This is a genomic window from Campylobacter concisus UNSWCS (assembly GCF_000466685.1).
Lineage (GTDB): Bacteria > Campylobacterota > Campylobacteria > Campylobacterales > Campylobacteraceae > Campylobacter_A > Campylobacter_A concisus_A.
In genome coordinates this window covers 1-11,307 of sequence record NZ_ANNG01000057.1, presented here as the reverse complement: position 1 = coordinate 11,307, position 11,307 = coordinate 1, and the positions used below count along the sequence as shown (strand labels likewise).

At 39.2% G+C, this 11,307-nt stretch carries 19 protein-coding genes; 6 read left to right on the top strand and 13 right to left on the bottom strand.

Annotated elements, in window-relative coordinates; all coding sequences use genetic code 11:
- The 9 genes from UNSWCS_RS09980 to UNSWCS_RS09940 all read right to left on the bottom strand — a co-directional run.
- A partial coding sequence (locus tag UNSWCS_RS09980; protein WP_035143918.1) for a GPW/gp25 family protein occupies window positions 1-138 on the bottom strand: 138 nt, incomplete at its 3' end.
- Window positions 139-140: 2 nt separating this feature from the next.
- On the bottom strand, window positions 141-752 hold the full coding sequence (locus tag UNSWCS_RS09975; RefSeq protein WP_035143917.1) for a phage baseplate assembly protein V: 612 nt from the start codon (window positions 750-752) through the stop codon (window positions 141-143).
- Window positions 745-1,125, bottom strand: a complete 381-nt coding sequence (locus tag UNSWCS_RS09970) for a hypothetical protein (protein WP_021088386.1) — start codon at window positions 1,123-1,125, stop codon at window positions 745-747. Before UNSWCS_RS09970 ends, UNSWCS_RS09975 begins: the two co-directional genes overlap by 8 nt.
- Window positions 1,115-1,360, bottom strand: coding sequence for a hypothetical protein (locus UNSWCS_RS09965; protein ID WP_035143916.1), 246 nt, complete (start codon window positions 1,358-1,360; stop codon window positions 1,115-1,117). The genes UNSWCS_RS09970 and UNSWCS_RS09965 overlap by 11 nt, the downstream gene beginning before the upstream one ends.
- Window positions 1,357-1,710, bottom strand: a complete 354-nt coding sequence (locus UNSWCS_RS09960; RefSeq protein ID WP_021088400.1) for a hypothetical protein — start codon at window positions 1,708-1,710, stop codon at window positions 1,357-1,359. Before UNSWCS_RS09960 ends, UNSWCS_RS09965 begins: the two co-directional genes overlap by 4 nt.
- Before the next feature lie 86 nt (window positions 1,711-1,796).
- Entirely contained in the window at window positions 1,797-2,246 is a 450-nt protein-coding gene (locus tag UNSWCS_RS09955) for a glycoside hydrolase family protein (protein ID WP_035143921.1), read from the bottom strand.
- Between the two features lie 11 nt (window positions 2,247-2,257).
- Complete coding sequence (locus tag UNSWCS_RS09950; protein ID WP_021088391.1) at window positions 2,258-2,464, bottom strand: hypothetical protein; 207 nt, start codon at window positions 2,462-2,464, stop codon at window positions 2,258-2,260.
- Between the two features lie 10 nt (window positions 2,465-2,474).
- On the bottom strand, window positions 2,475-3,368 hold the full coding sequence (locus tag UNSWCS_RS09945) for a phage major capsid protein (protein WP_021088401.1): 894 nt from the start codon (window positions 3,366-3,368) through the stop codon (window positions 2,475-2,477).
- Window positions 3,368-4,129: an XkdF-like putative serine protease domain-containing protein gene (locus UNSWCS_RS09940; RefSeq protein WP_021088399.1), complete on the bottom strand. Its 762-nt coding sequence runs from the start codon at window positions 4,127-4,129 to the stop codon at window positions 3,368-3,370. Before UNSWCS_RS09940 ends, UNSWCS_RS09945 begins: the two co-directional genes overlap by 1 nt.
- A 137-nt stretch (window positions 4,130-4,266) precedes the next feature.
- Here UNSWCS_RS09940 and UNSWCS_RS09935 point away from each other — a divergent pair, with 137 nt between their 5' ends.
- The 6 genes from UNSWCS_RS09935 (at window position 4,267) to UNSWCS_RS09915 (ending at window position 8,316) form a co-directional block, all read left to right on the top strand.
- Window positions 4,267-5,280 carry a phage portal protein gene (locus tag UNSWCS_RS09935; RefSeq protein ID WP_021088403.1) on the top strand — a complete coding sequence of 338 codons (1,014 nt, stop codon included), beginning with the start codon at window positions 4,267-4,269 and terminating at the stop codon, window positions 5,278-5,280.
- Between the two features lie 98 nt (window positions 5,281-5,378).
- A complete protein-coding gene (locus tag UNSWCS_RS12025; RefSeq protein ID WP_002942392.1) occupies window positions 5,379-5,525 on the top strand; it encodes a hypothetical protein in 147 nt (48 codons plus the stop codon).
- 48 nt (window positions 5,526-5,573) lie between these two features.
- Window positions 5,574-5,900: a hypothetical protein gene (locus UNSWCS_RS09930; protein ID WP_021088387.1), complete on the top strand. Its 327-nt coding sequence runs from the start codon at window positions 5,574-5,576 to the stop codon at window positions 5,898-5,900.
- Between the two features lie 9 nt (window positions 5,901-5,909).
- Window positions 5,910-6,221, top strand: a complete 312-nt coding sequence (locus UNSWCS_RS09925; RefSeq protein ID WP_021088398.1) for a hypothetical protein — start codon at window positions 5,910-5,912, stop codon at window positions 6,219-6,221.
- Complete coding sequence (locus UNSWCS_RS09920; protein ID WP_021088395.1) at window positions 6,222-7,775, top strand: terminase large subunit domain-containing protein; 1,554 nt, start codon at window positions 6,222-6,224, stop codon at window positions 7,773-7,775.
- Window positions 7,776-7,833: 58 nt separating this feature from the next.
- Window positions 7,834-8,316: a hypothetical protein gene (locus UNSWCS_RS09915; RefSeq protein WP_021088394.1), complete on the top strand. Its 483-nt coding sequence runs from the start codon at window positions 7,834-7,836 to the stop codon at window positions 8,314-8,316.
- A gap of 10 nt (window positions 8,317-8,326) precedes the next feature.
- Here UNSWCS_RS09915 and UNSWCS_RS09910 read toward each other — a convergent pair whose 3' ends face one another.
- From UNSWCS_RS09910 to UNSWCS_RS11570, 4 genes are all read right to left on the bottom strand, one after another.
- Window positions 8,327-8,752, bottom strand: a complete 426-nt coding sequence (locus UNSWCS_RS09910; protein ID WP_021088402.1) for an HK97 gp10 family phage protein — start codon at window positions 8,750-8,752, stop codon at window positions 8,327-8,329.
- A gap of 1 nt (window position 8,753) precedes the next feature.
- Window positions 8,754-9,071 carry a hypothetical protein gene (locus tag UNSWCS_RS09905; RefSeq protein ID WP_021088397.1) on the bottom strand — a complete coding sequence of 106 codons (318 nt, stop codon included), beginning with the start codon at window positions 9,069-9,071 and terminating at the stop codon, window positions 8,754-8,756.
- Window positions 9,047-10,261: a hypothetical protein gene (locus tag UNSWCS_RS09900; protein ID WP_021088396.1), complete on the bottom strand. Its 1,215-nt coding sequence runs from the start codon at window positions 10,259-10,261 to the stop codon at window positions 9,047-9,049. The genes UNSWCS_RS09905 and UNSWCS_RS09900 overlap by 25 nt, the downstream gene beginning before the upstream one ends.
- A gap of 314 nt (window positions 10,262-10,575) precedes the next feature.
- Window positions 10,576-10,974 (bottom strand): phage protein GemA/Gp16 family protein, encoded by a 399-nt coding sequence (locus UNSWCS_RS11570; protein ID WP_021088388.1) that lies wholly within the window; start codon window positions 10,972-10,974, stop codon window positions 10,576-10,578.
- Between the last annotated feature and the right edge of the window lie 333 nt (window positions 10,975-11,307).

Genomic DNA, 11,307 nt, shown 5'->3' with positions numbered 1-11,307 from the left:
GGCCCTAAACTCGTCGTCTACCTTGCGGTCTATTAGCTCGAACAAGCGACTGCCGTATTCCGGCAACATAACCCGCGAGCCAAGCGGAGTTAGGAGTATGTCTTTGATAGAATTTTCTATATCAATGAGATATTTCATCATTAATCCCTCGCAAGTCCGTTATTTGTATGATCGCTTAGATTACCACGCCCATCACTTACACTGCCGCCAAAGTTTGCATTACCACCTGCTGTGATTGAGCCAGTGATCCTTACATCTCCATTTATCTCAAAGCTACCACTACCACCACCGCTTCCTGCTGTATTTATTGACCCTTCAATGAGTGTATTGCCGAGCAGCTTGATATCCCCGCTTTTTATAGTTGTGTCGCTGGCCTCCACCATCACATTCTTAGCCTTTACATTTGCGTTACCACAAGTTATGTTTATAAGCTTTGGAGATGAAATTTCAAGGCAAGAGCTAGAGCTGTCATAGCTCATCTTTATGCCATCTTCAAAGCTTATATGTACTTTCTTATCAGTTGCATCAGTTTTGTGAGAACTTTGATAAAGCCCACGAAGCACCACACCTGAGTTTAGCTCATCATGCACAGGTAGCACTAGCACTTGCTCTCCTACGCGTATTGGTGAAAAGCTCACTGCATAAGAGTTGGTATGTGCTTGAAATACCGGCAAAAAATCAGTTACCATCGAACCAATGGCAACTTTTGCACGGTCTGCTCTTACTTCACTTATAATTCCAACTTCAATCATTTATATGCTCGCTAAATTTTTTATTTCTTGGCATTCTCGTATACTTTACGCTATGCTTGATCTCTTTTACATCTTCATGTATTTCATTAAGCTTCTCTTTATTTATGGCAAAATTTGCTGCTAAAATATCGCTTAGCTTTTCAGTGGCGCTGCTTTGTTTATTTATCGCTTCACTATTTTTATTGACCACATCGATCATCAAATCAGTGTTTTTGCTCGTATATCTACTAAGCAGCAAAAAGACCACCACAAAACCGATAAAACCAAAAATCGCCATAAAGACGATAAATTCATTTAACCCCCATGATCCAGCTAAATTTATTAATCCAGCTGTCTCTCTTATCTCATTGCCAAAATCTAGGCTATTTTCCATCTTCTTCCTTTATTCCAAGACATTTTTTTAGTTTTCTTTCGCAGTCGCGGTAATAAACAGCAATCTTCTTGTCCGTCTCAAACGTGCCATCATTTTTTGGTTTTAGTGGCATTTTGGCGTTGCATTTTATGGGCATGTATTTTTCTTTATATACAACCTTAGGCTCAGGCACTTGTTTATCTGCACAGCCTGAAAAAAGTAGAATGAGCGCCATAAAGAACACTAATATTCTCATTTAAACAGCTCCTTATATGCTGCAAGCTCGCTTTCGCAACTTTTATCTTTGACGTAGATCTTCTTTATTCTCTCGGCCTCTTTTGATGGGGTATCGTCGATCTTTACCGTAGCAGCCTTTATAGCTTCGTTTTGTGAAGCAAGAGCTGTATCGCAGGCACTTAGATTGTTTTTGACTGTAGTGTAGTCCTTGGTTAGTCGCTCGTTTTTCTCTTTTAGATCCCTAATATCTTTATCCAAGACGGAATTTACGCCTTCTAGCCTTGAATTTTCGAGGAACAAATTTACGCAAGCAAAACCTAAAAGTGCAGCTAATGCAAAACCCATAAAGAGAAATTTATTTGCAAACATTTTTATTCCTTAATTCGCATCGCGAGTAGCGATGTATGTCTTCAGTGCGGGTGCAGGGTGCTAAACCCTGCTCGCAAGGGCGGGTTTTACTCGCCCGCGAAGTTAAGTAACCCACTTAACACCTTCTTTGCACGGTTTGGCGTTTGTTTTGCCCAAAGGCTATTTAGGCCATTTTTGTAGGCTGCCTCATATTCGCCAGACTTTATGAAATTAAGAGTGGTAACAAACTTTTTCACGCCTGGTACGCCCATTTGATAACACATTTCTATTACCACGTCTTGGACATTTTTTGGCTTGTCTTCTAGCCAAGGAAATGCCTCACAAACGCTAGAGGCAAGCTTAATTAGCTTCATCTCTAAAATTTGATCTGCTGCCGCTTTACTCATAGGCTCAGCCTTGCCGCCATTTAAAAAGAGTTCGTCTTTACTAAGAGATGAAACCTTAAAGCCATATCCGACAGTATCAAAGCCCAAAGTATCTTTATATACGTAGCTTTTAAAGCCTTCGTTCTCTTTTATATTTTCTTTTAATGACATTTTGACCTCGATCACTCTTCTTTTGACTCCAAATTATCGTCTTGATCAGAGGATTTGTCCTGATCTTGCAACTGTGTATTTGAGTCATTTTCTTCAAAAACCTCTATCATTGAGGAGTCCAAATACTTTTTAGCTTCGTTTTGATTAAGGGTGATTGTCTCACCCTCTTTAACGAAATTTCCCTTTACGCATATATTGCCTTTTGCTATATACCTCATGCTCGCTCCTTTATGCCTTACTCATAAGGCTAGCCCATTTTTTAACGACTACTTCATAATCAGTAAATACATCAAATACGTATTTTAAGGCTCGCTCTTCAGCGTCATACCAGCGGTTACGACGGATGTCTAAAACTACTCCTAAAACTAAGTTTTTAAGTGGAGTAGCTAGATAAGTGCCTTTTGGCATAAGAGGAGTTATTTCAAATGGAATGCCAAGTATTTGGTTGGCTCCGCCTTGAACGAGATGAAGCGGCGAATTTAGTGCGCTTAGCTCTTTGTTGTATTCTTGAACGTCGGAAGGGTTTATCAAAATCCTAGCTTCGCTTACGATGTCCGGGTCTATGGATCCAACTAATGCACTCAGTCTATTTGATACCTTTTCTGATGCTGCATAGGTTAATTTAACTGCGTCGCTAGAGTCCTTGACTACTTGTAGCCAGCCTTTATGTAGCGTCTTAAAAGTTCCGTCGTAAGTATCGCTCTCTCCTATAAAGCCAAGAAGTGCCAAATCGTTACCGAAAGCCTTAGCAAACGCGTCAAAAGTCTCTTTTTCGAAATTAGGATTTGACTTATTGTCTTCTAGTGCGTCTTGCAAGATACGAGAAAATAGCTGAACGCTTTTGGCATCTAGCTTTGCACCTACTTTGCTTAAAGCCGATCTTTGTGAGTCATTTGGTTTTTCGCCGCTGGCTACACGCACCAAAATTCCTTTTGCTACGTCCCATGCGTCGAGCTCTTTAGTAAGTCTACCCATTTTTTCAGTATGGATTTTTTGCAAAAAGCCGTTATTTTGCTTAATAACGTCTATAAAATTATGCGATTGCTCAGGTGTAAGTGAGCCCGAGAGAGTAACGTTAGTGGCATTCATAGAGCCTTTTAAAATATCGTTTAATCCGTCCATTATAGTATTCCTTTGCTTGCGTGATTTTGCGTTTTTTCGATCGTTACGTCTTGTTTTGATTTGCTTAACTCGCTTGTTATCGCGTCAAGTTTAGCGGTTAGCTCGCTTACCGATTTTTCAAGCGTTTCAAGTTTTGCCTCATTTGCACTAATGCCAGCTTTTACAAGCTCGGCAACTCTATTTTCATCCATCGTTTCTCCTTTGTTGTTTGAACTTTCTTTTTTAAAATTTTCGCTTGAGCCGAAAAACTCTTTTAGCGCCGCTATCACGCCGCCTTTTGTGACATCTTCTTTTTCGCTCCCCTTTATCACTCCACTGCCATACATTGATAGTCCAGTTATCGTTCCGTTTTTTATCATCTCTCGCAGCTCCTCATCTTCTATTTTGATGCCTACCGCCCACGCTCCCTCTTCATTAAAGAATTCATCTTTGCTTTTTACTATCCAGCTTTCGCATATATAGGCGTCTGCTATATTAAAATTATGATTTACATCTATACAGTAGCTAAGGTCCGATCTCTTCATAAAGTTATAAGCAGCCCTTTTGATTTCATCAGCATTTGCAAAATCTCCTTGAGTATCCACTTCGTCTGGGGCATAAACTATCCCATAAACAACTCCTTGTTCTGCATCGCTCTTTTTAAAATCGACTCTTAATAGCTCGTTAAAATTCTCATTTTTGTAGATAATTTTTTTATTGTTAGCACCTGCTGATACCAGCGAAATTAACTTGATTTGCATATCGGTTATCTCTCTAGCCACTGCTTACTCCTTATTTTTTCCGCCATTTTCGCCAAAAATAAGATTTTAAAAAACCTAAATAAGACATATATGTCTTATCTTGCTAGAAAGCGAAAAATCTTTATCGTAGAATTGGATTAAAAATTTTTAGGATAAATATGGATAGAATTTTTAAAGCAGCGCAAGGTAGCGCACAGCTTACTGAAGAAAGCAAAGACTCACAAGGCTTAATAGAGCCGTTTTTTAGCTTTGATAGATTGCTAAGTCTTTTTTACGCCAATACCTATCACAGGCGAGCCGTGCAATTAAAAGCATCACTGTTGTCTAATATAGAAGATGGCTCAAAGCTTGAAGGTGGCGTTATGACGCCCAAAGATTTTTTATATGCGTTTATATTAAATCTTGAAATTTTTGGAAATGCTTTTGTTGAAATTGCGGGTAAAAACCTTTATATACTTCCCTCTATCGAAGCTAGAGTAAACGAAAACAAAGAAATATTTCAAGTAAAAAACAATAAATCAATAGCGCTTAACGCAAAACACTTATATTATTATTCTCCAAACTCTAGATTTTACGGAGAGCCTGATTATTTGGCAGCCATGCTCTCAATTCTAACCAATCAAAAAGCCGATAGCTTTAATAACGCCTTTTTTGAAAACTCCGCCCGAGCCGATACGGCCATAATCTTTGAAAATTCAGAGCCTGATGAGATGCAGCTTAACGCCTTTAAAGAATTTTTCGGCTCAAATTTTAAAGGGGCGGGCAATGCGCACAAAACATTGGTTTTAACCGCAAACGGCGAGAATGCGAAAGTGCGTATCGAGGATCTAAGCAAGGTAAGCGATATTAGTTTTGAAAAGCTTAAAAACCTAAATAGGGACGAAATTATAGCCGCGCACGGAGTACCACCTAGAATGGTAGGAGTAATGACTGCCGGACAGCTTGGAGGCAGCGGAGAGGTAACCGGACAGCTGCACAGCTTTAATGAGCTTACGATCATCCCAAAACAAGAGCAAATAGAGTGGTTTTTCGATAGTATCGGCTATCCTATCAAGCTTAAGCCTATCGATGTAAGCAACTTTAAAGACGACGGAGAGCTGGTAGCCGGACTGGTAAGCAGCGGCATAATTAGTCTAAACGAAGCGCGCGGAATTTTGGGTTATAACAAATAAAGCGTTTTGAGCCGTTTTAATACTAAAACAATGCAAACGTATCTTTAAAATACGTTCTTTGAAATTGAAGCCGTTTTGAAGCGTTTTGAAGGTGGTTTTTGGTTGCTAGCCAAAGGCGAAGCATAAATGCAAACTGCTTTGCGTTTATGCCAAAAACCAGTGAGCGAGCATATCAACGCGATGCGAGCGATGTATCCGACTCTGCGACTTTGAGCGAAGTGTATATGATTTTAGAACTTGTTTAATCGCTCAAACAAAGCAGAGCAGAGTATAAAATAAATAAGGAAAATAAGATGCAAAATATCATAGATGAAATTAGACGCTATAACAAATTAAAAATGATAACCGACGACGAGATAATACCGTATATAGAAATGGCAGAGTCTCAGATAGGCAAATACGCCGTAGAAGAGGCGAGCAAAACAAAAGCCGCCGCTTTTTATACCTTAGCGCTTTTAGGACAGAAGCTTTGGCTTAAAATCCAGCAGCGCGCAAATGAATACGACGAAAGCTTAGACACTTTTAAAGACGTTAAGCAGTGGGAGGAGTATTGGATGGATAAATTTTACAAACTTACGACAAAGAAAAATACGAGCGGATATTTTTATGCCGCTGTTTAAGGAGAGAGTATGGAAGTAGAGAATATCAAGACCGAAAAAGAGCTAATTGCGTTTTGCGAAAAATTAATTTTAAAGCACGAGGACGATTTTAAAATTTTCGTTTCCGAAAGAAGCGCACTTAATCATGCGCAGTATAAAGCCGTCTTGACCGTTATTGTTCCCATTAGCGCCGGAGAGGTTGTATTAAAAGAGCTTATGGGTCTAACTCCTCTTTTAAATTTTAAAAACTCAAGCGTAGATGCCACGGATGAGCGGGGCGTTGATATACTAAATTTTGATTTTACGCTTGATTTTATGCGCTCTTGTTTGGAGGATGAATAAATGGCGTATTCTAAGCAGACGAAAGAACTCGTTTTAAATTTAATCTCCTCTGGATACTCGTTGTCTGAAATTAGTAAAGAATACAAGATCGACGTATCTACTCTGTCGCGTTGGAAAGGCAAAGAGGATAAACAAGGCCGCCTAACCACTCAAAATTTAAAAGCTCAAATCGCCCAGCTTAGCAAAGGCAAAAGCAGCGACAGCAAAGCAAAACAAATAGCGATGCTCTCCGCGTCTTTATCTCGTCTTGAAGGCCAAAAGGCAAAAGAGGCTAAGGTAAAAAATAAGAAAAAGCCTACCACTATAATGAACGCAGACTATGAAAGCCTAAAGGCTAAAGCTATGGATGAGGGCGGGCTTTACGGTTATCAAAAAGATTTTATCAATGACACGTCTCAGTTTCGTATCGTACTAAAATCCCGCCAAATAGGTTTTTCATACGCCTCAAGCCTTGATGCACTGCTTGGAGCCGTTGCGGGTCGTAATCAGCTGTTTTTGAGCGCGAGCGAAGAGCAAGCTAGGATTTTAATGAACTACCTAGACGGATGGGCCGAGAAATTCGGTATATTTTTCGTTAAAAATAGCGAATACGAAAAGAGCCTAGATAGCGGCGCTACGATTAGAGTTATGGCTCATAACTTCCGCACAGTGCAAGGTTTTACGGGCGATATTTGGATGGACGAGTTTGCGTGGTATCCAAATCAAAAGCGAATCTGGCATGCTTTCGTGCCCTCAATCGGTGCGGTAGCAGGTCGCCTCACTATCCTATCTACGCCGTTTGAAGAGAATTCGCTATTTCACGAGCTATTCGACAACGAAACAAAATACTATATGTTTTCGAGGCATAGAGTAGATATTTATAGAGCCATAGAGGACGGACTAAATTTCGATCTTGAAACTATGCGGGATCTTTTTGACGCCGATACGTGGGCTAGCGCGTACGAGTGCCAATTCATAGACGACGAAAATGCGCTTTTAAGCGTGGAGCTTATAAAAAGTTGTATAAAAGACTATGCGCCAGCACTTCCAGCTAAAAGTGTCCCGCAATATGCGGGATTTGACGTCGGCCGCACGAAAGATAGATCGGCTCATATAGCCGTATACGACGAAGGCGGTGTAAAGAAGCTAAGCGTGCTAGATGTTATCGCCAAAGCAAGCTTTGAAGCGCAAGAAAATTTACTCATCGACTTTTTACGTTTCAATCCTTTGGCTATGCAAAAGATAGATAAAACCGGTATTGGCATGAGCGTAGCCGAAAAGGTAAAAAGGCGCTTTCCTTCAAGGGTGCAAGGGGTCTATTTTACGCAAAGTAGCAAAGAGGCTATGGCGCTAAATTTAAAAAAGCACTTTGAAGATAAAAGCATAATCATCCCAAACGACCCGGCATTAATAGCCGATCTTCACGCTATAAAGCGAAAAGCGGGCGCTAAAAGCTTTATTTACGATAGCGACCGAAACGAACACGGCCACGCAGACCGCTTTTGGGCGCTAGCTCTCGCGCTTAGCTACTTTGAAAAGGTAAGGGACAAAAGAGGCAAGGCGTATATTATTTAAAAATTTGATATAATTTTTTTAACCAAAATAAGCTTACTTGACAAAAGAGAGGGGTGGCATGAAAAGGTTTTTGGTTATTTTACTTATGGGTATGTTTGTATTTTGCGGATGTGAAAGCAAAGATGAAAATATTAAGGCAGATATAGAAAAATACGAAGAGCTTCTTACAAATATGTATATATTTTATTACAAAAAATACAACCCAGTAAGGTGTGCCCACACGCAATATAAGGGCTATTTGTTTATAAAATGTTTTGAAGCGGGGGGCGATCATACGCAAGGCGGAGTTTACGTCGTAGACGATACCGCGACGAATAAATTCGGGGGCTTTGATGTTTATGCGATAAACGGAAAGGCCATAACGCATCGCAGTGTTATGCTTAAAAGCGCAAACAAGGAGCTTGAGGATTTAAAAATACTGCCTGCACCTGCACCGAAATGGTTAGATTTGGTTGAAATTCATAATCTTATAGATAGTAGACAAAATTTTGAAGGCGAATATATCAAACAAAGTCTTTTTGTTGGAGATGCGACAGAGTAACTATGTTTTATTAATTTTTTAAAATCACTTTTATCTCTTTTACTATCTCTTTGCCTACATTTTGCGCTAGCTCATCGCTTGCTCTTTTTAAACCGCCGTTTTTATAGATATTCCAAGCGTTTAACAGATATGGATTTGCCTTTATGCTGGGGTGTTTTACCTTTTTACCAAAAAATAACCCCGCCTTTTTATTGGCTAAAGCTTTTTTATTTTTGGGTTTTATTACGTGCGCTCTCGTGCCGCCGTGGACGTATTTGGCGTATTTTGCTTTTAGGGTATTGCCTACTGTTACCTCGCTGGCGGTTGCCTCAAACACCCTTATATCTCTTTTGAGATTGCCTGTTCTTATAGGTGCTGTTTTTTCTTTGGCGACCTGCGCTACGCCCGAACCCACTCTAAAAAGGAAGTCTTTTAAATATTTGTCAATATCTTTCATTTTATACTTTAAAATTTTCTTTTATGTATTCTAATGCGTCTATGAAAGTACCGCTAAAACTCTCTTTTTTTATCCAATTGTCGCCACTTTTATCAAGATCATAGACAACAAACTTACAAGTTTTATTAAACATAGCGATCTTTTTACATTCACTTATAGCCTCATCGCTTGGGAGGACAATGTCATAAATCCAGGTAATATCATCATTAAGCACTTCAAATTGAGCAAAAAATTCAATCTCCATACCTTTACCCAAACTGGCGTTTTTAGCACTCTCTATCGTCCAGCCGTTACCTAGGCAAATATTGCAAATTTCCATTTTATAATCTCCGCTTTATCTAAAACCGCGCTTCTTTTAAAATATCTTTCCAGATTATCGCTCGGTTTAAATATATTATATAAATAATCACCATCAAACACCATAAAATAGCCGTTTTGGCTTACAGCTACGCTTCTGTTTGCATGTCCTCTGTGTGGAGCTATCTTTAAGATAGAGTTGAGTGCTTTTATAGTATCTGCTGGGCTTACGTTTCTTTTTGATGAACTTACAGAGTGATTGTAAGTCTTTTTGTTTGCATATCTCTCAACACCCATTTTATCTATATGTTTTATAATCTCGTTTTCGTAAAGCGGTTGCGTATTTCTCATCTTTACGCCATCTATCTCTTCTTCATCAACCCATACCGGTATGGCTTCCGTGCGGCAGCGAAAGTGATAAGGTGGAAGTCCAAAATTACTATCCATTTTATCGCTTTTGCCTAAATACGCTTCACTTCTCCACGCTGCGGCCGCTTTTTTGCTAGCTAGGCTATTTGCGTTTAGTATTTTTTCCGCTTGTGCTTCAAGATGTGTGGCTGGGATTATGCGCCCGTGCATCGAGCGGCAAATTTGTGTCGTTCTAGCGTCCATAATAGCTAAAATTTTATAATATTTTACGCCGTATTTAGTCCCCTGCGTTACGGTAGCGATGTTTCTAGCCTGCAATGCTATATGATCGCTCACTCCCTTAAAATAACTCTCATCCGCGCTTATTATAGAGCCAAATTCCCTCTTTAGCTCTGCGCCGATCTCATCAAGCTCTATCTCGCCTTTAAAAACGCCCTCGATCTTATCTTTTAGCCTGCTTTGCAGATTTTCGTTATACTCTTTGCCCATCCAGTAAAAGCTCTTTCTCATCGCCTCCACTGCATCCGCATCTATCTCGTCAAATACGAACGCTAGAGTTTTATTCATGCTTTCGGCCACTTTTTTTAGCGCTCTTTTGGATAAGATGATATATAAATTTTCAAGATCGCTAGGAAGCACATCTATGTTTGCACTTTTGGCTTTATTTAAAAGTAGCTTTTTTAGGGTTTCTTTGTCCGTATTTTCGGTGCTAATAGCTAAAATTTCGGCCGTTATGATTTCTAGCTTTTCGATCTGCGCAGCGGTATAGTTTTGTAGTAAAATTTCCGCTTGATCGCTTGTTTTTAATATCTTATATCTAGTTAAGGCTTTTAAAAATCTCATTTTTTACCTTTGCTTTCTTTACTTCGCGGCGGAAGTAATTCCGCCTTTCGATGAAGGGCTACGCCCTTTCAAAACCCCTAAAACCCTGCCTTACGGCGGGTTCCCGTTTTGATTTTTCCTTTTACTTTACCATTTTACCTTCGATGCGCTCTATATATTCGGCGTATTCTATTAGTTCTTTATCTTTTATGGGCTTTTCTTCGGTCATCCAGCTATATCCACAGCCCTCACATCTTCTCATTCTTATATTTTTTAGTCCCTTAATCGTTTTTAAAACGCTCGTTTTTTCGCATGCGCATTTAGGACAAAGCATTTTATTTATTCTCCATCTTTTTTAAAACTATAAGCGTTTTTGAGGCCTCTCTCTTTTTTATATACTCTATTTTTAGGTATAAATTTTTAGTTATCCGCTTTATGAAAAATAGCAAGGCCTTGTCGCTTTTATCATTAGCCACTCTTTGCCAAAGAGATTTTATGGCATATATTTGACTTTGCGTTGCAAACTCTGCTGTGCTGGACTTTGGATTATCTTTACCATCCATAACGGCTATTAAATTTATAAGCTCTTTTATTTTTAACTGCGCGCAGCTTTTTACGTCCCAAGCACTTAAAAATTCTTCCCATGCGTCATTTTGTTTTGCGTGTTTATAAAACGGGTGCGTATGGATGATCGCCAAAAGCTGCTTTCTATAAATTTCTTCTTTTTTGCTCATTTTATAAGCCTCTAAACCATAAATGTTTTTCTAAAAATCCACGGCTTAAACCACTACACCTAGCTAGCTTAGATACGTTTAGCTTGCCGTTTTTAAAGCGGTAAAAACTAAGATCGTAGCTTAGAACATTATTAAGTTTAGCTTGATACAATGCTCTCTTGTTTGCGTGTAGATTATTGAGGTGAATTTTTTGTTTAGTTGTCAAACCGTCTTTCCTTAAATTAAACCTTTTAAAGAGCGTTAAAATAATTTAAAACGCTCTTTAAAGGGCTTAAAGCCCTTTAAATTTTTAATCAAACCATAGCCTAAGCGTGCCGTCGTCATCTATGTCCA